Origin of the sequence: Pedobacter sp. N36a, assembly GCF_014472395.1 — a bacterium.
In the GTDB taxonomy this organism is placed as follows: Bacteria; Bacteroidota; Bacteroidia; order Sphingobacteriales; family Sphingobacteriaceae; genus Pedobacter.
Genome location: NZ_JACSZW010000006.1, coordinates 280,414 through 302,669, shown reverse-complemented (window position 1 = coordinate 302,669; position 22,256 = coordinate 280,414). Strand labels below are relative to the sequence as shown.

Sequence of the window (22,256 nt, the reverse complement as noted above, 5' to 3'; positions counted from 1 at the left end):
ATGCAAATTACCTGTCGGGGAGAAATATTAATATTGAGCAAAGAAAGGGCTATTTATTGGCCGGCACAGGAAATGCTGTTCATCAGTGACCTCCATATTGGTAAACCTGCACATTTTAGAAAACATGGTATTCAAGTACCTTCAACAATTGGTGACCAGGACCTGACACGCCTTAAAGGACTCATTGAACAGTATCATCCAAAAAAATTACTGATCACCGGAGATTTATTTCACCATCAGCTGAATAGCGATATCACCGTTTTTTCGCAATGGAGAGCTACATTTCCAGACCTAAAATTTCTACTGATCAAAGGAAATCACGACAGGCTCTTGATTAAAGATTACAAAGATTTAGGGATTGAAGTTTATGAAAAAGAATTGATCTGCTGTCCATTCCGGTTTATCCACGACCGTCCAATAGCTGAAGATGAATATTACACCATCTCCGGACATATCCATCCAGGAGTCACTGTATATGGAAAAGCAAGACAAAGGTTAAGTTTGCCTTGCTTTTACTTTGGGGCATCGTATGCTATTTTACCCGCCTTTAGTGCCTTTACAGGATTAAGTATACTGAAACCACAGCAAGGCGACCGATTTTATGCCATTACACCAGGCCATATTGTTGAAGTTTAGCAGGTTTTGATGATATCCTACCGAAAAATCAGACGGTTAAATATCGTTTAAAGCCTGGTTGATGGTTTTATAAATATAATCCAGATCCTCGTCACTGATAATGTACGGAGGTAAAATGTAAATGATATTTCCTAATGGCCTTAAAATAATCCCTCTTTCCAGAAAATACGAATACAACTGATTTCTCAATCCGCTCAGATAAGAAGTATTTGTTCCTGTTTCCCATTCTATGACCAGAATAGTCCCTTTCTGACGTACATCTTTAAGCTTAGGATGGTCTTTTATCTGTGCAGCGAACGCTTCATGTTTTGCTTTTACCCTTTGGATATTTGGCAAAGTCTCCGAGCTCAAAAGAATATCCATACTGGCTAAAGAAGCTGCACAGGCAACTGGATTCGCTGTAAAGGAATGTCCATGATACAAGGTTTTCAGTTTATCGTCACTCATAAATGCTTCAAAAACCTTGTCATTACAAGTGGTTACCCCTAAAGGCATGGTACCACCGGTCAGGCCTTTGGAAAGGCAGAAAATATCAGGCGCCGCTGTTAAAGCTTCACAGGCAAACAAAGTCCCTGTACGACCAAATCCGGTCATCACTTCATCTGCAATCGTCAAAATACCCTGTTTCTGACAGGTGTCAATCAGCTGATCCAGGTATTCCGCCTCATACATCAGCATTCCTCCAGCACCAAGGACCATTGGTTCAAAGATGAAACAAGCCACTTCATTGCTCAAGTAATTGATTTTAGACTTGATCTGCGCGATATTATCCGCATTAGGAAGGTCGATAAACTCCACATCAAATAGCATGGAGCTGAAAGGATCTGTAAAAATACTTCTACCGCTTACAGACATTGCTCCAAAAGTATCACCATGATAGGCATCTTTAAAAGCAATAATTTTAGTCCGCGAGACACTTCCAGTATTAGACCAGAACTGCAGACACATTTTAAGAGCAACTTCCACCGCAGTGGATCCGTTATCGGTATAAAACACCTTTTCCTGACCTTTAGGAAGGATTTCCAATAACCTTTCCGCCAATAGTACGGCCGGTTCATGGGTAAAACCAGCAAAAATCGCATGCTCTAATACACTCAATTGCTCGGATACTTTTTTGGCAATATGGGGATGTGAATGTCCGTGGATGTTCACCCACCAGCTGGAAACGGCATCAATATACTTCTTTCCATCCTCATCAAAAAGATAGGCACCTGATCCGCTTACAATTGGTATATGCGGCAAAGCATTCTTCATCTGCGTATAAGGGTGCCAGATTACCTTCTGATCTCGTTCTGCTAAAGTCATGATTAAATATTTTTATGAAGTAGTAGTTCGACTACTTTTTGGTCTGTTTTGAAAGTCACATCCGTCACTTTAAGGTCTTTTAAATCCGTCCATCTGAAGGACTGCAGACTATCTCCCTCAAAATCAAAAGGGACAGTTTTAAAATCAAGTTCCAGCGGCTTTAGCTCTTTCACTATATAATAAATACTTAAAATCTGGCTGTCATTAAAAGATGATTTCTCATAGAAATCGGTGGTATAAATGTGATCGAGTACTTCCACTTCAGCGTAACACTCTTCCATAAATTCTCTCTTGAGTGCGTCAATCAGGCCTTCACCCAGTTCCAGTCCACCACCAGGAAATTTAGTAAAAACCCTTCCTCCCGACTGCTCATCACTAATCAAAACTTGATTGTCGGCATTGATCAGCAGACCGTATACTCTTACATTAAAATAACTCATTGATCGAAATGTTTTTGGTTTTTTGTTGCATTGTCTATCGTCCATGGAATCTCCTTTTGGAAAGCTTCCTGTCTGACGTTACAATTGGTCATCTTGCAATAATTGCAACATGCCGGCAGACAAGGGTCTGCATGAATAAAAAGTTCTGTGGTATGTTCTGCTTTCACATTGATCAACCGATCAATAGCAGATATTTCATGATGCACCTGGTTTAGATCGTAATAGTAAGGTAAAGTAATGTGACAATCGATATGCAGATCGGCACCATATTGCTGCGCTCTTAAATTATGGACATCAATCCAGGATTCTTGTCTGTTATCCTGTAAAATGTTTACAATATCTTTCACCAATTCTACATTACTTTCATCCATTAGTCCTCCTACCGACCTTCTGGTGAGCTTATAACCATTATAAACAATATAGCAGCCCAGCACAATAGAAATCGCACTATCCAGCCAGAATATTTGGGTCAGTTGTATCAGAATAATTCCAATCACCAGTCCAGCACTGGTAATCGCATCGGTCATCAGGTGTTTTCCATCAGCCTCCAGCGTAATAGAACGGTGTTTCTTGCCTGTATTGATCAGGTAAAGGCCCACCAGCAGATTCACCAAACCAGTAGCACCTATAATAGCTGCGCCTTCATATAACTGACTGATTTCCTTAGGAAAAACCAGATCATAACTAGATTTAAAAACAATGATCACTCCAGCAATGGCGATCAGAATTCCTTCCACAAAAGCAGAGAAGAATTCTACCTTTCCATGTCCATAGGGGTGATTTTCATCTTTCGGTAAAGTGGCCAGATAGATGCTGTAAAATGCAAAAGAACTTGCTAGCACATTGACAATACTTTCTGCGGCATCCGTAAGGATGGCATTGGAATGCGTCATAAAGTAGGCTACAAACTTAGCCAGCATCAGCAGGATGCTGATACATAAAGAAACGAGTATTGCTTTTTTCTGAGGTAACAATTGGCAGAGTTTAGCTGTCAAAAGTACATTTTAACCTGCAAATTACATTAAAAAGTATTTTTTTTAGTTTAAAATTCCGTTAGGTTTATATATTTGCCTTCTCACAAAATTATATTTGCTTGCGCACAAAAAATTATGACATTTTTATCCAACCGAATCAATAACCTTTCAGAGTCTCAGACCATTAAAATGGCAAAGTTAGGTAGAGAACTATCCTCAAAAGGAATAGATGTAATCAACCTTAGCTTCGGTGAGCCCGACTTCTTTACTCCAGAGTTTGTGAAGGATGCAGCGAAGATCGCTGTGGACGAGAACTACTCTTACTACACTCCTGTATCAGGTTATCCTGAATTACGTAAGGCGATTGCTGATAAGTTATTGAGAGAAAATGGACTAAGCTATGGTTTTGAGCAGATCGTAGTTTCGACTGGCGCAAAACAATCTTTGGCCAATGCTGTCATGTGCCTGGTAAACCCTGGAGAAGAGGTAATTGTGCCTACTCCATACTGGGTATCTTACTCAGAAATGATCAAACTTGCGGAAGGCGAAACTGTATTTATCAATGCAACCGTAGAAAATAACTTCAAAATTACTGGTGCACAATTGGAAGCGGCTATTACGCCAAAGACCAAATTGTTCATGTTCTCTTCTCCATGTAACCCAACAGGATCAGTTTATTCGAACGAAGAACTTGCCGACTTAGTTGCTGTATTTGAGAAACATCCAAATATCTATATCATCTCTGATGAAATCTATGAGCACATCAACTTTGTTGGAAAACATGCTTCGATTGCTGAATTTGACTCGATCAAAGACAGAGTAATCTTAATCAATGGTTTCTCAAAGTCTTATGCCATGACTGGATGGCGCGTAGGCTATATGGCTGCGAACAAAGAGATTGCTAATGCTTGTGATAAAATGCAGGGACAAGTTACCTCAGGAACTTCTTCTATCGCACAACGTGCGGCTTTACATGCTTACCAAGGTGGTTTAGAATCTGTAAGTGCTATGGTTGATGAATTCAGAAGCCGCAGAGATATCGTTTATGCTTTATTGAAAGAAATTCCAAATATCAAAGTAAACCTTCCTGATGGTGCATTCTACTTCTTCCCAGAAGTTAAAGCTTATTTCGGTACCAGCACTGGCGATTACAAAATCACCAATGCAGAAGACCTTTGTCTTTACCTTTTAAATGAAGCTCATGTATCCACAGTAACAGGTGAAGCTTTCGGTAACGAAGATTGTATCAGAATTTCTTATGCTGCTGCAGAAGATAAATTGAGAGATGCCGTATTGAGAATCAAAACAGCTTTAGAAAAATTAAGCTAATATTAATTAGCTAAAAAAATGCCGGTTCCTGGATTGGAAACCGGCATTTTTTGTTTTACAGGTATAATGTTTTGTTTGAGAATGCAATTTAGGAAGCAAAAATACCCATCCGCTTTTCATCCCCGAATCTTTGCTAAAGGGCAAACCTTCGAATGTCTGCAAAGCTAGATGTCCATTTTTGGTCTAAAGAAAATTAAGGAAAAGTTCCATGCACCATGCTACTTTCCGCACTGTGCCATTTTCTGCATCATACTGTTTAATGGCGCGAGTAAATATCCCAGCGCGCACAAGTCCTATTTAGGAGCGAATTGCTTCAACAGGGTCCAACCTCGACGCCGAATACGCCGGCCAGAACCCAGAAATCACACCAATCACTACCGAAATCGTAAATCCTAAAACAATATTCTTCATAAACAAAGTCATTTCAAAACCGCCTGCAGTCAATCCTACCGTCAGCAAGTAAACGAGCAGCAATCCAAACGCCCCTCCCAGCAAACACAATGCAATTGCTTCAAACAGGAACTGGAGCAGAATAAAATAATTCTTTGCGCCCAGCGACTTCTGAATACCGATGATATTGGTTCGTTCTTTCACGGATACGAACATAATATTGGCGATACCGAAACCACCAACTAATATCGAGAACCCACCAATTACCCAGCCGGCGATATCCACGACACCGAACATCTGATCTAGCTGATTAGATGCGATCGTACTTTTGTTCAGTGCAAAATCATCTTCTGCACCCGGTCTCGTTCTACGAATCGCCCTTAATGCGCCTCTGATTTCACTTTCCACTTCGTCCAGTGCCACATAAGATTTCCCTCTTACGGTAATTGTGGGATCATACCTATCACTTTCGACATCCATAATTCCTTTGGCAAAATTAAGGGGCATCAGTACATTTTTGTCCTGCGACATGCCCATCATATCCTCTCCTTCTTTTTTAAACACACCAACTACGGTTAGCCTTCTTCCCATTACAGAAATCGCTTTACCTACGGCCTGATCTCCATTGAACAATCCATTGGCAATATCGGCACCGATAATTACGACTGGCGCACCGGATTTACCCTCATTTTCGGTGAAGTATCTACCTTCCTGAAAATCCAGATTCCATGTTTTATTAAAATCCTGAGATGCGGCTCTGATGGAACCACCTTCTACGGAGTTACTTCTATATTTTATCGTTCTGGCATTGGCAGAGATCTCATAAGAAACACCTTCTACATACTCCAGACGATCTCTTAGGCCTTCATAATCTCTCAATGAAGGTTCTGGTCTGTTCACATATTTCCACCATGGATAATCACCGAATCCACCCCATGGCCATTTCTGTACGAATACAGTACTGGATCCTAATTTATCGATACTGGCTTGCAACTTACCTCTTAGGGTATCTACTGCGGAGAAAACGAAGATAATGGTGAAGATACCAATGGTGATCCCCAATAAGGAAAGCATGGTACGCGTTTTATTTTGGCGTAGCGCATCTAGTGCAAACCGAAAACTTTCGCCTATTAGTCTGAGAATAATCATAATTAGGGTTTAGACCAAAAGTACCCAAAAAGGTTACAGAGAAATCCTATATAATATAAAAAATACAAAGCTTTACTTAAAAACACTCCTTATGGTTGTAGATTTAACAATTCAAGGACATACAATGATGATTATTTGTGGAAAAGAAAATTATATTTCGTAAATTTGCGCCCTTAATTATCACATCGAAAAAATATGAAGTTATCTCAATTTAAGTTTAATCTACCTGAATCATTAGTTGCCAATAATCCTTCAGAGCATAGGGACGAAGCCCGTTTAATGGTTTTGCATAAAGATAGTGGCAAAATTGAACATAAAATATTCAAGGATGTTTTAAGTTATTTTGACGATCAGGATGTCATGATTTTAAACAACACTAAAGTTTTTCCTGCGCGTTTATATGGCAATAAAGAAAAAACAGGTGCAACAATTGAAGTGTTTTTACTACGCGAACTGAATAAAGAGTTGCGTTTATGGGACGTTTTAGTAGATCCTGCACGTAAAATTCGTGTTGGAAACAAGCTATATTTCGGCGATGACGACTTATTAGTTGCTGAAGTAGTAGACAATACCACTTCCCGCGGACGTACCATTCGTTTCTTATTTGACGGTACTGATGAAGAATTCAGAAAAAACATTGAAATTCTAGGAGAAACTCCACTTCCAAAATATATCAAACGTAAAGCTACTGCTCAAGATAAAGAGCGTTACCAAACGATCTTCGCTAAGCATGAAGGTGCGGTTGCAGCTCCTACAGCTGGATTACACTTCAGCAGAGAGCTGATGAAACGTCTGGAACTGAAAGGCATCAACTTTGCGGAAGTAACTTTACACGTAGGCTTAGGTACTTTCAGATCAGTAGAAGTGGAAGACTTAACGAAACACAAAATGGATTCTGAGCAATTCATCATTGAGCAGAAAGATGCAGACATCGTGAACAAGGCAATTGAAGAAAAAAGAAGAATCTGTGCGGTAGGAACTACTTCTATGCGTGCGATTGAATCTGCTGTTTCTTCGGGAAGAATGTTAAAACCAGCAAACGACTGGACGAGTAAATTCATCTTCCCTCCCTATGATTTCAGCATTGCGAATTCAATGATTACCAATTTCCACACCCCTGAATCTACTCTATTGATGATGGTAAGTGCCTTTGGTGGTTACGATTACGTAAGAAATGCTTATGAAGTAGCTTTAAAAGAAAAATATCGCTTCTACAGTTATGGAGATGCGATGTTGATCATCTAATAAAAAATACAGCGATTAAAATAGGAGATTTTGAACCATTAAGGTTTGGATCTCCTATTTTTGTTTAACAAGCGCACACAACTTTCCAAAAGAGATGAAATATTACGCAATTATAGTCGCAGGAGGTTCCGGATCAAGAATGCAAAGCAATATCGCGAAGCAGTTTTTGCTATTGAACGGCAAACCCATCCTGATGCACACCCTGGAGGCTTTTGCGAACACTGAACTGCAGCCCGAATTGTTACTGGTTTTAAATATCCACCAGCATGAGTACTGGGAAGAGCTATGCAGGCGCCACAGCTTCACGATTAAGCATTTGGTCATAAAGGGTGGGGATCAACGCTTTCATTCCGTTAAAAACGGCTTAAAGGCCATTAAAGGCAAAGGAATCGTTGCCATCCACGATGCGGTACGCCCTTTAATTTCTGCCGACCTTATTTTACGTTCTTTTGCTGCTGCCGAGACGAATGGCAATGCAGTAGCTGGTGTAAAATCAACAGACTCTGTTCGGAGCATTAATACTGAAGGAAAAACCGAGGCACTGAACAGGGAGCTGCTGCTGATGATCCAAACCCCACAAACCTTTGCCATAGCGCAACTCAGGAAAGCTTATCAGCAGCCTTTCAGAAATGAATTTACTGATGATGCTTCGGTGGTTGAATATTCCGGATACCCTATTCATGTCATTGAAGGGAGTCGTGAAAACATCAAGATCACTTATCCAGAAGACCTGGATATCGCAGCTATTTATATAAAGAAAGGCCTCTAATCATCTCAGAGGCCTCTAAATTATATTAAAAGAAATAAGAAGGATTACGCGGCTCTGTTAATGATTTTCAAAATGATAGCGATTACGGCAATCACTAAAAGAACGTGAATTAAACCACCAACATTCGGACCAAATCCCTGAAAAAAGAACCCGATAATCCATAATATCACTAATACTACTGCAACTAAATAAAGTAAATTTCCCATAACGTTTAATTTTAAGATGTGTTTTTTTTAGATGAAACCTCTATGAATGATTTCGTCATCCATGACATTACATAAACAATCATCATTCCAAAAAGGTTCTGGCACAAAAAAAGGCCCCGAGTTTACAGGACCTTTACAGTAAAAAAACGTTAAAGACTAGTATTCGTCTTCATTGAAGAAGAAGTCATCTTTGGTAGGATAATCTGGCCAAATTTCTTCGATGGTTTCGTATGGTTCCCCATCATCTTCCAAAGCCTGTAAATTTTCAATCACCTCTACTGGTGCACCTGATCTTATCCCGTAATCAATTAATTCGTCTTTTGTTGCAGGCCATGGAGCGTCTTCCAAATGCGATGCGAGTTCTAGTGTCCAATACATATTTCCTATCCTAATTAAGTTATTCTATTTGTTTCGCAAAAGTATATTAAAAAACCTGAGCAAAACAAACTTTTTTTCAACCATTTTTAGAGCCTTGGAATCCAGATGTTTTCCGTTGCTTTTGCGTCTAAATTCAGTTTTCGTGCCAAAACAAATAAATAATCGCTTAAACGGTTTAAATATATCGTCATTTTTTCGTCAACAAAGCTCTCAGAAGCCAAATGTACAGTCAAACGTTCAGCACGTCTGCATACACAACGCGCTAAGTGACAATAGGAAACTACAGTTGTTCCGCCTGGCAGCACAAAATGCTTCAATTCTGGCAACACTTTGTGCATATTGTCCATCTCCTCTTCCAGTAAAGTAATGTCAGTATCGTGGAGATCCGGGATTTTCATCCTGGATTTTTCGGGATCAGCAGCTAGTGCAGCACCTACGGTGAACAATCTATCCTGGATTTCCTTCAGCACTTTTTGATGGTGAGGGTCAATATCCTGGCACATGATGAGTCCGATATAAGAGTTCAGCTCATCTACCGTTCCATAGCATTCGATGCGTAAATGAAACTTAGGCACGCGGGTTCCACCAATTAAAGAGGTCAAACCTTTATCGCCGGTTTTGGTATATATCTTCATATTGGAAAATTAACCAATTTTTTCGAAGTCGTCACCACTTTCCTCTAATTTCACGAGGCGTGGAGAAACCGTTTTGATATCGGTATTCAGGTAATCATTTTCAATCAAACCATCACGCATCCTCACTATACGGTGGGCATGCTGCGCGATATCTTCCTCATGGGTAACGAGGATAATGGTATTTCCCTTGCTGTGAATCTCTTCCAGCAAGCCCATAATCTCTACAGATGTTTTAGTATCTAAGTTACCTGTAGGCTCATCGGCAAGAATAATCGAAGGATTATTGATCAAAGCCCTGGCCACAGCCACCCTTTGTCGCTGACCACCGGAAAGCTCATTTGGCTTATGCGTTACCCGGTTTCCCAGACCTACATTTTCCAATGCTTTATGTGCTCTTGCATCACGTTCCTTCTTATTTGCACCTGAATAAATCAATGGCAAAGCCACATTATCCAGGGAAGTAGAGCGCGGCAGCAGGTTAAAAGTCTGGAATACAAAGCCGATTTCCTTGTTACGAACTTCTGCAAGTTCATTCTCGGTCATCTGACTTACATTAATCCCATTCAACACATAAGTACCTTTACTTGGCGTATCCAGGCAGCCTAAAATATTCATCAACGTAGATTTTCCGGAACCGGAAGGCCCCATTAACGCGACGAATTCACCTTTCTGGATGTCCAATGAAACTGATTTTAAAGCATGGATCACTTCTGATCCGATCACGTATTTACGGCCTATGTCTTTGATGTTGATTAACGCTTTTTCCATTGGTAGCTAATTATTCGGGTTTTGGTTTTAGACGGCAAAGGACCTCGGAATGTTACATCCGCCTTTATTTTTCTAGGATTTTAGGCACCATAAAGAAGTTTTCATTGTGTTTCGCTGCATTTTTCAATCCATCGGCCACAGAAATTTCTTGTTTCACCACATCTTCCCGCCAAACATTCTCTTCTTCATTCATATATACCAATGGTGCTACACCTTTGGTATCCAACTCATTGAGTTGTTCCATAAAGGTAAGAATCTTATTCATATCCCCCATCAGGCTATCCACCTCTTTCTCTTCTATGGCAATTCTAGCCAGATCGGCCACTTTATATATAGTTTCTTTATCTATGGTCATGCGATAAGCAGTTTACTATTTATTAAATTAAAGATGCGTTCTTTCAACTGATCCGCATCTGTTATGGTTAAATCATGGGTCGCAACCGGCTGATGGATGTAAATATCACAAATTCCCGGCGTACTACCATATTTTGAACCATCATCCCACATTTTTTTCCATACATCGGATAAACTTACGGGCACAATGGCCAGGTTCTTTTCTATGGCCAAACGGAATGGTCCATTTTTAAAAGACTGCAAAACAGGTGGATAATGCAATCCATCTATCCCACCTTCCGGAAAGATAATCAGGCTCCAACCTGCTTCTAATCGCTCTCCAGCCTTTTTAAAAGCCCTGAAAGCAGAAATCTTACTGTCGCGGTTTACCGGAATATCAATCGTCTTAAAGAAGATTTTCAGTACTGGATTTTTCAATAGGGCATCCTTCCCCATAAAATGAAATTTCCCCTGAGCAAGGATACAGAAAATCATGATGTCCAGGTTAGAAGTATGGTTGGCGCAATAAATGTATGTCTGATTTTTATCTAAAGGCTGTTCAAAAGTAAAGCGAAAAAAGATGCCGGTGAGCCAGCTGCTGAGGAAACTATTGACTTTTCTGAGCTTATTCAATGTCAGGTAACCTTTTGGAGACTGTGCTGCAGCAAAGTAAAACGGATAAAATACCACCGAAAGAGACAAAATAACAAATATAGAATAAATGCGATGGCTATGCTTTAGAAGGCGGATCATGGATTCAAAACTACTATTTTTTTAAAGAGCAGACTGCTAATATGCTCATTCCAATGTAAATTCCTCAGTAATGCGATTGATAAAAGATAAAAATGAAATTATACGCCTCCCCAATACCTGTTTTTTCTTAATTTCGTTGCATGAAAGAAACGGTAGTTAGCGGGATACGTCCTACAGGAAAATTACACCTGGGAAATTATTTTGGTGCGGTTAAAAACTTTGTGAAGATGCAATATGATTACAATTGCTATTTTTTCATTGCCGACCTTCATTCTTTAACCACACATCCAACTCCTGACGATCTTCATGGTTATGTAAAACATGTATTAGTAGAATATCTTGCTTGCGGAATTGATCCGGAAGAAACCACCATCTATATCCAGTCTGACGTTCCTGAAGTTGCAGAGTTGTATTTATACTTGAATATGAATGCCTATATGGGCGAATTGGAGCGCAGTGCTTCTTTTAAAGATAAAATCAGGTCACAGTCTGACAATGTGAATGCAGGTTTACTCACCTACCCTACCTTAATGGCTGCCGACATTCTGATCCACAAAGCAACTAAAGTTCCAGTAGGAAAAGATCAGGAGCAACACCTGGAAATGACCAGAACGTTCGGAAATCGCTTCAACAGAATGTATAAAACAGACCTTTTCCCTGAATCTTTTGCCTTCAATTATTCAGAGAACTTAGTAAAAGTTCCAGGATTAGATGGAAAAGGAAAAATGAGTAAATCATCTGGCGACGGTAGCTGTATTTACCTATCTGACAGTCCAGAGGTGATCCGTAAAAAGGTTTCCCGTGCGGTAACAGATGGCGGACCGACGGAAGACAACCAGCCAAAACCAGAAGCCATCCAAAACTTATTTGACCTGATGAAAATTGTTTCTCCGGCAGATACAATGGGTCATTTCGATGGTTTATATAACAAATGTGAGATTCGATACGGCGATTTCAAAAAACAGCTGGCTGAAGACATGATTGTATTCAATACGCCAATTCGTGAGAAAATTGAAGAACTTTCTAAAGACACATCTTACTTACGTCAGGTGGCGAAACATGGTGCCTTAAAAGCAAGAGAAAGTGCACAAAAAACCATTAAAGAAGCAAGAGAGCTGATCGGATTCAAATCCTTTTAGTCGATACAATTAGATCATATAGCTTCGGAAGCTAGATAAATTATTAGAATATGCATATAGCTATAGTTGGAAATATTGGTGCCGGTAAAACCACCTTAACAGGGTTACTTGCCAAACATTATGGCTGGGAAGCTTTATACGAAGAGGTAGACGACAATCCTTATCTGGAAGATTTTTACAGCGACATGAAAAGATGGAGCTTTAACTTACAGATTTACTTTTTAAACAATCGTTTTCAGCAGATTGTGGACATTGAAAATAACAAACGTAATGTGATTCAGGATAGAACCATTTATGAGGATGCGCATATTTTTGCAGAAAACCTTCATGAAATGGGCTTAATGACCACCAGGGATCACCACAATTACCGCGCGATATTTGAGAACATTACCTCATTCATTAGACCGCCGGATTTATTGGTCTACCTGCGTGCGTCAGTCCCTACTTTGGTGAACAACATCCAGCGTCGTGGCCGTGAGTATGAAGCCAGTATCCGTATTGATTATTTGTCGAAGCTGAATGAAAAATATGAAACCTGGATTAAAGATTACAATATGGGGAAATTGCTGATTCTGGATAAAAATAAGCTAGATTTCACAAATAATCCAGAAGACCTGGGCAGTATTATCCGATCTATTGATGCAGAAATAAACGGTTTATTTTAAGATGAAGGTACTTGGAGTAATTCCAGCCCGCTTTGCGTCTACGCGTTTCCCCGGAAAGCCCTTAGTGGACATTCAGGGTAAAAGCATGATCCGCAGGGTATATGAGCAGGCGCTGAAAGCGAAGGGGCTCCACAAAGTAGTCGTGGCCACAGACGATGAACGAATTGCCGAAGAACTGAAGAGTTTTGGCGCTGAATACATCATGACCGGTACTCAGCACCAAAGCGGCACAGACAGGTGTGCAGAAGTCGCCAGACAATTGCCTGGTTTTGACGTGCTCATAAATATTCAGGGCGACGAGCCCTTTATAGATCCGGCGCAGATCGATTTATTGGTTTCCTGTTTTGCAGATCCGAATGTACAGCTGGCTACCCTCATCAAGGAAATTCATACAGAAAGAGAACTATTTAACCATAATTTGCCGAAAGTAGTAATGAATGCCCGCAAAGAAGCCGTTTACTTCAGCCGTCAGACCATTCCTTATCTGCGAAATGCAGAAAAAGAAAACTGGCTGCAGGCACATTTGTTTTATAAGCACATAGGTATTTACGGATATACGGCTACTGTTTTACAGGAGATTACCGCACTCCCTCCCTCTTCCCTGGAAATTGCAGAAAGTTTGGAGCAGCTGCGCTGGATAGAAAACGGTTATGCGATTCAAACCCGGGTGACCGACATTGAAACAATTGCCATTGATACCCCTGATGACCTGAAAAAGATATTGGGCGCATAAATTAATTCCCCCTTATGAAGAAACATTTTACTTACCTATTGTTAATTCTTGCTGTCTTCGCTGCCTGTAAAGGCAATAAGACCAAAGTTTCTGAGGATGATTTAAAGAAGAACCTGAAGGGCCATAAGGTCTTAAAAGCATTCAGTGATACCTTATTGCTGGACACCTTTAAAGTGGTCTTAAAAGGGCTGAAACCTGCAGATATGATCATGAATTTCAGTATCACTGCTCATGATGGCGCAAAGATTTACCAGAAAGATTTTAAAGCTACTGAGCTGTTAAAAAATTATGCCTCTACACTTGATCTTAAAAAGCAGGCGAAACAGCTGGAATTTATGCAGCAGGAGCTGAAATTATTTCTCGATGAAGAGAATTTTCTGGAGCCTGCAGTGACAGAAAATGAAAATTCGGACGCGAATACCCCGGATAAAGATTTCTATAATGAATTAAAACGCAGCGGACTTAATGGATTTAAATACCGTTTATCCAATGAAACGGAAGTTTATATCGCTTGGTCAGCGCTAAAAAAACAGGTTTTACCTTATTATAGCTGCTGCAAGTAAAATTAAACCAGCACTTAGATCCTCCTTAAAAAGGCCACAAAGCAAGAAAATCAGATATTTTCATTTGCTTTATGAAAAAAGTTGAAAATTATATTGTGATTAAATTATATTTTGCATTATATTTAAATAATCAAAGCATACCTAATAAAAAAATAACAACCCAAACCGCATATTCTAACCAAATATACTTTAACAAAAGTGCCCGGATTTTATTCGGGCCTTTTTTATGCCTAAAATTTCAGGCTGCCTCTATCCCCCCTCTTTTCTTTTTGATCTTTTCTGCTGATGAGCTTTTGCTGATCATCTGGTGATACGCTGATGATATCGGTTTACTGCAGACAATGCCAGGACTAGTCAGGAACAGCAATATTTTAAACAGGGAATAGATCAGCAGAAAGTCTGCTTCTAAATATCAAACACTGATGCGGTTACCAGCAAGTGTGACTTTTAAAAAATTAACTCTTAAAGCTTGAAGATTTAAAATACTTAAAAGAATATGATTAAAAATTAATAGAGACAAAAAAAATGTTGTTAGATTTAGGAAATCACCATGAGGAGATCGCTGGTAAATTATGCTGAAAAAATTTTTCACTTATATACTTTTCACTTTATTTTCATTTACCGCTTTAGCACAAAAATCTGTCATCAAAGGTTTAGTTGCGGATACTTTAGAAAAAAAGGTGCTTGAGAATAGTGCAGTCTTGTTGATCAGGGCTTCGGATTCTATATTGGTAAAAACAGCACGTACCGATGTCAATGGTCATTTCGAATGGGGAAATATAAATAAAGGCAATTATCTGCTCTTGATCAGTTATCCAAAAATGGCGGATTACATCCGTAATATCAGTATTGGTGCAGACGGTATTATTGACCTCGGACAGGTGAATATGGAGTTAAAATCCAAATTACTGGATGAAGTCGTGATTGCAGCCACCAAAAAAGCTATCAGAATGCGGGGAGACACGTTGGTTTTTCAGGCCGATAGTTTTGCGGTGCGAAACAATGCCAATGTACAGGAATTACTCAAAAGGTTGCCGGGAATTGAAGTAGATAAAAACGGGGCGATTAAATCACAGGGAAAAGAGGTGAAAACTGTACTCGTGGATGGCGACGAATTTTTTGGCGACGACCCCCTGCTGGCCACCAAATATTTAAAGGCCAATGCCGTTGATGAAGTTCAGGTTTATGAGCGTAAAAGTAAGACCGCAGAACTTACCGGTATTGACGATGGAATTAAACAGAAGACGATCAATATCAAGCTGAAAGACAATGCTAAAAACGGCTATCTGACCACGCTGGATGCTAATGTGGGGAGCGATGCTTTTCAGGATTATGGAGGGATGATTGGCGCATTTAAGAGTAAATTGAAAATGGCCATTTTTGGCACCTATTCTACCCTCGACAATGATTCTAAGATCAACAACTCTATGCGTAAGCTGAAAGGAGAAGATTATGATCAGATTGAGATCGGAGATGATGGCAGTTCCATTATGTATTCTTCCAGCGGTGATGACGACGATGATTACTATTCTTCTACCGGAGGTCTGCCCAGCAACATCAACCTTGGTGCACATTATTCTGATAAATTCTACAAGAATAAGATGGGTTTAAAAATGAATTTCAAGGTTTTTAACAACCAGAATACGAACCATAAAACTTCTAATTCCCAGGAATTGCTTCCATCTGGGCAAAAACTGGTCAGTACCGGTACCACAGATGACCATTCTAATGTAACCGGTGAGAATATCCGAGGCACTTACACCTATCATATTGATTCTTTATCTATTCTAAAGGTATCATTTGGCCTAAAAAAGAACAGAAGCTACAATGAATCCAAAAGTTTTAACGGCAGCACCAACAATCAGGGATTACCGATCAGTCAGAATAGACAATCCAACATTGGAAATGGCGCTGCCGACCTTTTCAACGGGAACATCAACTGGTCCACAAAATTCAAGAAAAAAGGCAGGGTATTGTCCATAGATATTCAGCCGGAAAGTCAAAACAGTTCAGCACTGGAAACCAGCTTTAACCATACCGAGTATTACGATCCACTGGGAAAATGGAAAAACAGTGAAGACATTAACCTGATCAAAGATAATTCTGGCCAGCAAAATTCCATTGGCTCCCGGATCAGCTATGCGGAATTGCTAACGAAACGCTGGTCGATGGAAGCCGGATATACCTTTAAAACGATCGCTTCCAGCAGTGACAGGCTCGTTTTTAATGCCGTAACCGGTGAACGAAAAAAAATAGACTCCCTAAGTAACAACTTTAAATTCATTAATTTCTCCAACATCGGGAAGTTGATTTTTCAGTATAAAGTAAAGGATTTATCCGTATCCAGTGGTCTGGAAGCTACCCAAACAAACTTTGAACTCAAAGATTTAGATAAGGCCAGCAATTTCAAAAGAAGTTACCTGAACCTCTCCCCCCGCACCAATATTTATTATAGAATCAGCAACAACACCAGTATGGCGCTGAACTATAATGGCTTCACGCAGCAACCTAGTATTGAACAGATACAGCCTGTCACACAGATCAACAACCCTTTGTTTCAGGTGATTGGAAATTCTGGCTTGAGGCCCTCATTTACCAATAATTTTTCCGTGTCCTACAGCAGCTTTATGATGAATAGCGATCAGGTTGTATCTGGTTCCCTGAATTATGGATTTACCAATAATGCCATTGTAAACTCAGAAATCGTAGACGAATTTGCAAAACGTATGACCAGCTTTATCAATTTAAATGGAAATAATTCATGGAGTGGAAATATGTATTACTCAAAAGGTTTTTCAAAACTTCATTTTCGTATGGGGCTGGATTTGAGCTTTTACCGCTCAGGAAATGTGGCAAAAATCAATGGTGTACGCAATACCACTATTAATACGCAATACAATGCGAAAGGTTCATTCAATTATTATACTTCAAAAGTAGATCTATCCTATTCTCCTTCAGCTTCTATCATGTATGGTACCTCCTCTATAGGAGGGTTCAACGATGGAAAAAGCATCACCCATAACCATGAATTTTCAGGAACCGTACAACTGCCGTACCGTTCAGAATTTAACAGTACACTTTCCATCTCCTTACGTCCGGCTAATTCTTCTTTTGAAACAGACCTGAACGTAGTAATTCTAAACAGCTATCTGGCTACCAAATTGGGGAAAAGTGAGGCTTTTGAGCTGAAATTGACTGCTACAGACATCCTAAATCAAAAAATTGGTTACAATCGATTTGTGGGTGGAAACCTGATCTCTGAAAATAGATTCAGCTATATTCCACGTTATGTATTGATTGGCATAAACTGGAATTTAAGTGGTAACTTTACTAAAGCCACCGCTAACCCATAAATGATCATGAAACAATTGGCTTGTCTCTTACTTTTATCTCTTTCTTTTACGATGGTAAGGGCGCAGCAGCTTTTTGTACCAAATGGCACTATTGTCTTTGAAAAAAAGGTAAATCTGCAGCGTCTCATGGAAAATCCTGCATTTTCTCAAAGAATGAAAAAGTATAAAACTAGCTCTTGGGAATTATCATTCGACACCTCAAAATCCCTATTTCATCCTACAAAAAAACAGGAAGAAGATCCCGATTTCTCGTTTTTTGGATTTAATGAGGATGCTGAAAATGAGCTTTATGCCAATTATCAGGAGGACAAGCGTGTGATCAGAAAGAGGATACTGGGAGACGATTACCTGCTCACGGATACCATTCCTAAAATGGACTGGAAAATCATGCATGAGGTGCGCAATATTGCTGGTTATGAGTGTAGAAAAGCCATTGGCGTAATGAACGACTCTGTTTATGTGGTTGCTTTTTATACCGAGGAGATTCTATTGAAAGGTGGCCCGGAAGGATTCAGCGGCTTGCCGGGGATGATCCTCGGACTGGCCATCCCCCGCTATTTCTGTACCTGGTTTGCGACAAAAGTAACACCCTATGCTGAGCAATCTTTAGCCATTACGCCACCGGGAAAAGGCAAAAAGATAGAAACTGAAAAAGAATTGAACAAATTAATCGAAATATATTCCAGACATGATGAGCTGTTAAAACAAAAACCGGAATTGGTAAAAAAGCGGTTCTACGGTTTCACGCTTTAACATTATCAGTCCTAAGTGCTTATGTCTTGAATTTGCCACTTCAACAATAATTACACATTTAGCCCTTCAGCTTCCGTTTTATTTGCTAACTTTGTATCCCGTACAAAAACAATAAAAGTAGCCCTTAAAGCTGCCTTTATTTTCAGAAACTCACAAACATGACTAAGTATATTTTTGTTACGGGCGGTGTTACTTCCTCATTAGGTAAGGGCATCATCTCCGCTTCATTAGCCAAATTATTACAAGCAAGAGGTTACAGTGTAGCCATTCAAAAATTCGATCCGTATATCAACATTGATCCGGGAACATTAAATCCATACGAGCATGGCGAATGCTTTGTAACGGAAGATGGTGCGGAAACAGATCTTGACCTTGGTCATTATGAGCGTTTCTTAAACATTCCAACTTCACAGGCGAACAACATCACGACCGGAAGGATTTATCAAAATGTAATCAACAAAGAAAGACAAGGTGAGTATCTTGGAAAAACAGTTCAGGTAGTTCCACACATCACTGATGAGATCAAACGCAATATGCGCATCCTAGGTGATAGTGGTAAATACGACATTGTGATCACAGAACTTGGTGGTACTGTTGGTGATATTGAATCCTTACCTTTCATTGAAGCGGTACGTCAGTTCAAATGGGAAGAAGGTGCAAACAATGCCATTGTAATTCACCTGACATTGATTCCTTTCCTTGCTGCTGCAGGCGAATTGAAAACAAAACCAACACAGCACTCAGTAAAAGCATTATTGGAGTATGGTATTCAGCCAGACATTTTGGTTTGTCGTACGGAACACCATATCAATATGGATATTCGTAAGAAAATCGCTTTGTTCTGTAATGTAAATATCAATGCTGTGGTAGAATCTATTGACGCTTCGACCATTTATGATGTACCATTGCTGATGATGAAAGAGCAATTGGACAAAACGGTATTGAGCAAATTGAAACTGGCGCAGAAAAACGAACCGGATATGGAAAGCTGGAAAGACTTCCTTGGTCGTTTGAAAAACCCTACTTCAGAAGTTAAAATCGGTCTGATTGGTAAATATGTAGAGCTTCCTGATGCTTACAAATCGATTATTGAATCATTTGTACATGCAGGTGCTAAAAATGAGTGTAAAGTAAAAGTAGAATATATCCATTCTGAAGGGATTTATGCAGACAATGCCAAAGAAAAATTAGCACACTTAGACGGTGTATTAGTTGCTCCAGGTTTCGGCAGCCGTGGTATTGAAGGAAAAATCGATGCGATCAAATATGTTCGTGAAAATGATGTTCCTTTCTTCGGTATCTGTTTAGGCATGCAGTGTGCAGTGATTGAATTCGGTAGAAATGTATTGGGATTAACCAATGCCAATACCGTTGAGATCGATGAGAACACAGAAAATCCAGTGATCAACATGATGGAAGACCAAAAAACGATCACCAATAAAGGTGGTACCATGCGCTTAGGTTCTTATCCATGTGATGTTAAAAAAGGCACAAAAGCTTATGCAGCTTATGGCAAGGTTCACATCACTGAGCGTCACAGACATCGTTATGAGTTCAACAATGCTTATCTAGAGCAATATGAGGCGGCAGGAATGATTGCTTCAGGATTAAATCCAGACAGTCATTTAGTAGAAATTGTGGAGCTTAAAAACCATCCTTTCTTCGTTGGTGGACAATTTCATCCAGAATTAAAATCAACAGTTGCTAATCCTCACCCACTTTTTGTTAAATTTGTCGCCGCCGCGATGGAATTTGCGAAGAAGAAAATCAAATAATACGAGTTTAAATAACAATAATGGATAGAAATACGTTTACAGGCCTGTTCCTGATCATGATCGTTTTGGCCGGTTCTTTTTACTTTTTTGGTCCAAGTCAGACTGAAATCACCAAAGAAAAGGAAAGAATTGCCGCAGATTCTTTGAAAAAAGTTAATGCAGCCACAAAAACTACTGCTCCTGCAATTGCAGCGGCAACACCAGCTGTAGATTCAGCAACATTATCAGGACCATTTGGTGGCAGCATCACAGGTACTCCTCAGACTACTGTTTTAGAGAATGAGAACTTAAAATTGACGTTAACCAATAAAGGTGGTAAGATCTTATCTGTACAGGTAAAAGATCAGAAAACTTACAAGGGAAAACCGGTTATTTTATTTGACGGCGACCAGAATAAGTTCGGGTTAAAAATGAACATTAACGGTAAAGTATTAAGTACTGATGATCTTTATTTTACACCAACAGTAACAGACCATAAAGTGAGCATGCGTGCCACTTATCAAGGTGACCAATATATCGAATATACTTACGATTTAAAACCTAAGTCTAACAATGTTGCTTTTAACATTAATCTGAATGGTTTAAATCAGGTGATCCAAACGGATTCTGTCTCTTTAAACTGGTCTGCAACGTTATTAGAGCAGGAAAAATCTGCGAAGAAAGAAAAAGAGCACTCTGCTCCTTTCTACAAATACAGCAATGAAAGTCCAGATCATTTGAGTGTTGCTAAAGACCAGACAGAAGAATTGAAAAAAGGAAAGATCGAATGGTTCTCCTTCAAACAACAGTTTTTCTCTGCAGTCCTGATTTCTAAAGACGGTTTTGAAAGCGGCAGACTTGCGATTACGGATTCTACCAAACCAGGTGAGATCAAGCGTTATGATGCCGACATGAAAATGCGTTTCAGTCAGTCAGCTTCACAAAACTATGCAATGGATTTCTACTTCGGTACCAACAAGTTCTCTACGCTGAAAGCACAGGGGCACGAAATTGAGAAATTAGTAGATATGGGTTACTGGCCATTGAAATACATCAACAGATTTGTGGTATTGCCAGTATTTAAATTCCTGGAAGGTTTTGGATGGAACTATGGCTTGATCATCTTGATCCTGACCATCCTTCTGAAAGTGGCGATGTCTCCATTGACGTATAAATCATACATCTCTATGGCTAAGATGAGAATTCTTAAACCAGAAATGGATGTGATTAAAGCTAAAGTAGGCGAAGATAACCCAACACTTTTACAGCAGGAATACCTGAAATTGTATAAGCAGGTAGGCGTAAACCCTTTGGGTGGCTGTTTACCGATGCTGCTGCAATTACCTTTTGTAATGGCCTTCTTCTTCTTCTTCCCGAACTTGTTTGAGTTAAGAGGAGAAAGCTTCTTATGGATGAAAGATCTTTCCACTTATGATGATTTCATCAAATTTGGTTTCACTATTCCATTTATCGGTGATCACTTGAGTTTAATGTGTGTGTTGATGACGATTTCGACTTTGATCTACACTTATTTCAATAACCAGATTTCTGGTGCAACTGGTCAGATGAAGTACATTGGTTACATCATGCCAATCATTTTCTTAGGAGTATTGAATAGCTATCCATCAGGATTAAACTATTACTACTTCCTGGCGAATATGCTGACATTTGCTCAGCAGTTCATGATTAAGTCTATGGTTGATGATGAAAAGATTCACCGTACTTTACAAGAGAACAAAACAAAACCTGTAGAGAATAAAAAGAAATCTAAATTCCAAACGAGATTAGATGACTATATGCGCACGCAGCAACAAGCGGCAGCTCAGGCAAAGAAAAAATAGTCTTATTTTAAGACCTTGTAAAAAGCACCTTTCGGGGTGCTTTTTGCGTTTAAGCAGGTTTTTATTGTAATAATTTGGTTCAAATTGCAGATATAGCTACAAAAAAGCAGAAATTTAAAGCTGATTAATAAAATATTAAAAACTT

At 39.5% G+C, this 22,256-nt stretch carries 22 protein-coding genes; 12 read left to right on the top strand and 10 right to left on the bottom strand.

The features are described from left to right. Positions 1-636 carry a ligase-associated DNA damage response endonuclease PdeM gene (gene pdeM, locus H9X96_RS14225; RefSeq protein WP_187666928.1) on the top strand — a complete coding sequence of 212 codons (636 nt, stop codon included), beginning with the start codon at positions 1-3 and terminating at the stop codon, positions 634-636. Between the two features lie 36 nt (positions 637-672). Here the strand turns inward: pdeM and bioA are convergent, their stop codons facing one another. The 3 genes from bioA to H9X96_RS14210 are packed head-to-tail and all read right to left on the bottom strand — an operon-like array spanning position 673 to position 3,301. Continuing rightward, positions 673-1,941, bottom strand: a complete 1,269-nt coding sequence (gene bioA, locus H9X96_RS14220; protein ID WP_187666927.1) for an adenosylmethionine--8-amino-7-oxononanoate transaminase — start codon at positions 1,939-1,941, stop codon at positions 673-675. Positions 1,942-1,943: 2 nt separating this feature from the next. Further along, positions 1,944-2,381: an NUDIX domain-containing protein gene (locus H9X96_RS14215; RefSeq protein ID WP_187666926.1), complete on the bottom strand. Its 438-nt coding sequence runs from the start codon at positions 2,379-2,381 to the stop codon at positions 1,944-1,946. Beyond that, positions 2,378-3,301, bottom strand: a complete 924-nt coding sequence (locus H9X96_RS14210) for a cation diffusion facilitator family transporter (RefSeq protein WP_370576745.1) — start codon at positions 3,299-3,301, stop codon at positions 2,378-2,380. Before H9X96_RS14210 ends, H9X96_RS14215 begins: the two co-directional genes overlap by 4 nt. A 189-nt stretch (positions 3,302-3,490) precedes the next feature. On the opposite strand from H9X96_RS14210, the gene H9X96_RS14205 reads away from it, so the two are divergent. Beyond that, the gene (locus H9X96_RS14205; protein WP_187666924.1) at positions 3,491-4,684 is read left to right on the top strand and encodes a pyridoxal phosphate-dependent aminotransferase; all 1,194 of its coding nucleotides are present in this window, start codon (positions 3,491-3,493) and stop codon (positions 4,682-4,684) included. A 297-nt stretch (positions 4,685-4,981) separates the two neighbouring features. On the opposite strand, the gene H9X96_RS14200 is transcribed toward H9X96_RS14205, so the two are convergent. Further along, entirely contained in the window at positions 4,982-6,223 is a 1,242-nt protein-coding gene (locus tag H9X96_RS14200) for an ABC transporter permease (RefSeq protein WP_187666923.1), read from the bottom strand. 195 nt (positions 6,224-6,418) lie between these two features. On the opposite strand from H9X96_RS14200, the gene queA reads away from it, so the two are divergent. Together queA and H9X96_RS14190 are read left to right on the top strand one after the other, a co-directional pair. Beyond that, positions 6,419-7,468, top strand: coding sequence for a tRNA preQ1(34) S-adenosylmethionine ribosyltransferase-isomerase QueA (gene queA / locus H9X96_RS14195; RefSeq protein WP_062547622.1), 1,050 nt, complete (start codon positions 6,419-6,421; stop codon positions 7,466-7,468). Between the two features lie 94 nt (positions 7,469-7,562). Beyond that, positions 7,563-8,237 (top strand): 2-C-methyl-D-erythritol 4-phosphate cytidylyltransferase, encoded by a 675-nt coding sequence (locus H9X96_RS14190; protein WP_187666922.1) that lies wholly within the window; start codon positions 7,563-7,565, stop codon positions 8,235-8,237. A gap of 44 nt (positions 8,238-8,281) precedes the next feature. Here H9X96_RS14190 and H9X96_RS14185 read toward each other — a convergent pair whose 3' ends face one another. From H9X96_RS14185 to H9X96_RS14160, 6 genes are all read right to left on the bottom strand, one after another. Further along, positions 8,282-8,443: a lmo0937 family membrane protein gene (locus tag H9X96_RS14185; RefSeq protein ID WP_157262241.1), complete on the bottom strand. Its 162-nt coding sequence runs from the start codon at positions 8,441-8,443 to the stop codon at positions 8,282-8,284. 156 nt (positions 8,444-8,599) lie between these two features. After that, entirely contained in the window at positions 8,600-8,821 is a 222-nt protein-coding gene (locus tag H9X96_RS14180) for a DUF2795 domain-containing protein (RefSeq protein ID WP_008240955.1), read from the bottom strand. Between the two features lie 86 nt (positions 8,822-8,907). Further along, positions 8,908-9,456 (bottom strand): cob(I)yrinic acid a,c-diamide adenosyltransferase, encoded by a 549-nt coding sequence (locus tag H9X96_RS14175; protein ID WP_062547620.1) that lies wholly within the window; start codon positions 9,454-9,456, stop codon positions 8,908-8,910. Between the two features lie 9 nt (positions 9,457-9,465). Continuing rightward, positions 9,466-10,224: an ABC transporter ATP-binding protein gene (locus tag H9X96_RS14170; protein WP_062547619.1), complete on the bottom strand. Its 759-nt coding sequence runs from the start codon at positions 10,222-10,224 to the stop codon at positions 9,466-9,468. 64 nt (positions 10,225-10,288) lie between these two features. Continuing rightward, complete coding sequence (gatC, locus tag H9X96_RS14165) at positions 10,289-10,579, bottom strand: Asp-tRNA(Asn)/Glu-tRNA(Gln) amidotransferase subunit GatC (protein WP_187666921.1); 291 nt, start codon at positions 10,577-10,579, stop codon at positions 10,289-10,291. After that, the gene (locus tag H9X96_RS14160) at positions 10,576-11,310 is read right to left on the bottom strand and encodes a 1-acyl-sn-glycerol-3-phosphate acyltransferase (protein WP_187666920.1); all 735 of its coding nucleotides are present in this window, start codon (positions 11,308-11,310) and stop codon (positions 10,576-10,578) included. Before H9X96_RS14160 ends, gatC begins: the two co-directional genes overlap by 4 nt. Positions 11,311-11,450: 140 nt before the next feature. On the opposite strand from H9X96_RS14160, the gene trpS reads away from it, so the two are divergent. The 8 genes from trpS (at position 11,451) to yidC (ending at position 22,111) form a co-directional block, all read left to right on the top strand. Further along, positions 11,451-12,449, top strand: a complete 999-nt coding sequence (trpS, locus tag H9X96_RS14155) for a tryptophan--tRNA ligase (protein WP_187666919.1) — start codon at positions 11,451-11,453, stop codon at positions 12,447-12,449. A 50-nt stretch (positions 12,450-12,499) separates the two neighbouring features. Beyond that, a complete protein-coding gene (locus H9X96_RS14150) occupies positions 12,500-13,114 on the top strand; it encodes a deoxynucleoside kinase (RefSeq protein WP_187666918.1) in 615 nt (204 codons plus the stop codon). 1 nt (position 13,115) lies between these two features. Beyond that, positions 13,116-13,847 (top strand): 3-deoxy-manno-octulosonate cytidylyltransferase, encoded by a 732-nt coding sequence (kdsB, locus tag H9X96_RS14145; RefSeq protein ID WP_187666917.1) that lies wholly within the window; start codon positions 13,116-13,118, stop codon positions 13,845-13,847. A gap of 14 nt (positions 13,848-13,861) precedes the next feature. Further along, positions 13,862-14,410: a hypothetical protein gene (locus H9X96_RS14140; RefSeq protein WP_187666916.1), complete on the top strand. Its 549-nt coding sequence runs from the start codon at positions 13,862-13,864 to the stop codon at positions 14,408-14,410. A 572-nt stretch (positions 14,411-14,982) separates the two neighbouring features. After that, positions 14,983-17,763, top strand: coding sequence for an outer membrane beta-barrel protein (locus H9X96_RS14135; protein WP_187666915.1), 2,781 nt, complete (start codon positions 14,983-14,985; stop codon positions 17,761-17,763). Then, the gene (locus tag H9X96_RS14130; protein ID WP_187666914.1) at positions 17,764-18,516 is read left to right on the top strand and encodes a GLPGLI family protein; all 753 of its coding nucleotides are present in this window, start codon (positions 17,764-17,766) and stop codon (positions 18,514-18,516) included. It begins immediately after the preceding gene. Positions 18,517-18,674: 158 nt separating this feature from the next. Next, complete coding sequence (locus H9X96_RS14125; protein WP_187666913.1) at positions 18,675-20,291, top strand: CTP synthase; 1,617 nt, start codon at positions 18,675-18,677, stop codon at positions 20,289-20,291. 20 nt (positions 20,292-20,311) lie between these two features. Continuing rightward, positions 20,312-22,111, top strand: a complete 1,800-nt coding sequence (gene yidC / locus H9X96_RS14120) for a membrane protein insertase YidC (RefSeq protein ID WP_187666912.1) — start codon at positions 20,312-20,314, stop codon at positions 22,109-22,111. Positions 22,112-22,256: the final 145 nt, after the last annotated feature.

What these genes read in the sequence shown, in the direction of transcription:
- pdeM (WP_187666928.1), top strand. Translation starts at nt 1, where the DNA reads ATGCAAATTACCTGTCGGGGAGAAATATTAATATTGAGCAAAGAAAGG.
- bioA (WP_187666927.1), bottom strand. Translation starts at nt 1,941, where the DNA reads ATGACTTTAGCAGAACGAGATCAGAAGGTAATCTGGCACCCTTATACG.
- H9X96_RS14215 (WP_187666926.1), bottom strand. Translation starts at nt 2,381, where the DNA reads ATGAGTTATTTTAATGTAAGAGTATACGGTCTGCTGATCAATGCCGAC.
- H9X96_RS14210 (WP_370576745.1), bottom strand. Translation starts at nt 3,301, where the DNA reads ATGCTGGCTAAGTTTGTAGCCTACTTTATGACGCATTCCAATGCCATC.
- H9X96_RS14205 (WP_187666924.1), top strand. Translation starts at nt 3,491, where the DNA reads ATGACATTTTTATCCAACCGAATCAATAACCTTTCAGAGTCTCAGACC.
- H9X96_RS14200 (WP_187666923.1), bottom strand. Translation starts at nt 6,223, where the DNA reads ATGATTATTCTCAGACTAATAGGCGAAAGTTTTCGGTTTGCACTAGAT.
- queA (WP_062547622.1), top strand. Translation starts at nt 6,419, where the DNA reads ATGAAGTTATCTCAATTTAAGTTTAATCTACCTGAATCATTAGTTGCC.
- H9X96_RS14190 (WP_187666922.1), top strand. Translation starts at nt 7,563, where the DNA reads ATGAAATATTACGCAATTATAGTCGCAGGAGGTTCCGGATCAAGAATG.
- H9X96_RS14185 (WP_157262241.1), bottom strand. Translation starts at nt 8,443, where the DNA reads ATGGGAAATTTACTTTATTTAGTTGCAGTAGTATTAGTGATATTATGG.
- H9X96_RS14180 (WP_008240955.1), bottom strand. Translation starts at nt 8,821, where the DNA reads ATGTATTGGACACTAGAACTCGCATCGCATTTGGAAGACGCTCCATGG.
- H9X96_RS14175 (WP_062547620.1), bottom strand. Translation starts at nt 9,456, where the DNA reads ATGAAGATATATACCAAAACCGGCGATAAAGGTTTGACCTCTTTAATT.
- H9X96_RS14170 (WP_062547619.1), bottom strand. Translation starts at nt 10,224, where the DNA reads ATGGAAAAAGCGTTAATCAACATCAAAGACATAGGCCGTAAATACGTG.
- gatC (WP_187666921.1), bottom strand. Translation starts at nt 10,579, where the DNA reads ATGACCATAGATAAAGAAACTATATATAAAGTGGCCGATCTGGCTAGA.
- H9X96_RS14160 (WP_187666920.1), bottom strand. Translation starts at nt 11,310, where the DNA reads ATGATCCGCCTTCTAAAGCATAGCCATCGCATTTATTCTATATTTGTT.
- trpS (WP_187666919.1), top strand. Translation starts at nt 11,451, where the DNA reads ATGAAAGAAACGGTAGTTAGCGGGATACGTCCTACAGGAAAATTACAC.
- H9X96_RS14150 (WP_187666918.1), top strand. Translation starts at nt 12,500, where the DNA reads ATGCATATAGCTATAGTTGGAAATATTGGTGCCGGTAAAACCACCTTA.
- kdsB (WP_187666917.1), top strand. Translation starts at nt 13,116, where the DNA reads ATGAAGGTACTTGGAGTAATTCCAGCCCGCTTTGCGTCTACGCGTTTC.
- H9X96_RS14140 (WP_187666916.1), top strand. Translation starts at nt 13,862, where the DNA reads ATGAAGAAACATTTTACTTACCTATTGTTAATTCTTGCTGTCTTCGCT.
- H9X96_RS14135 (WP_187666915.1), top strand. Translation starts at nt 14,983, where the DNA reads ATGCTGAAAAAATTTTTCACTTATATACTTTTCACTTTATTTTCATTT.
- H9X96_RS14130 (WP_187666914.1), top strand. Translation starts at nt 17,764, where the DNA reads ATGATCATGAAACAATTGGCTTGTCTCTTACTTTTATCTCTTTCTTTT.
- H9X96_RS14125 (WP_187666913.1), top strand. Translation starts at nt 18,675, where the DNA reads ATGACTAAGTATATTTTTGTTACGGGCGGTGTTACTTCCTCATTAGGT.
- yidC (WP_187666912.1), top strand. Translation starts at nt 20,312, where the DNA reads ATGGATAGAAATACGTTTACAGGCCTGTTCCTGATCATGATCGTTTTG.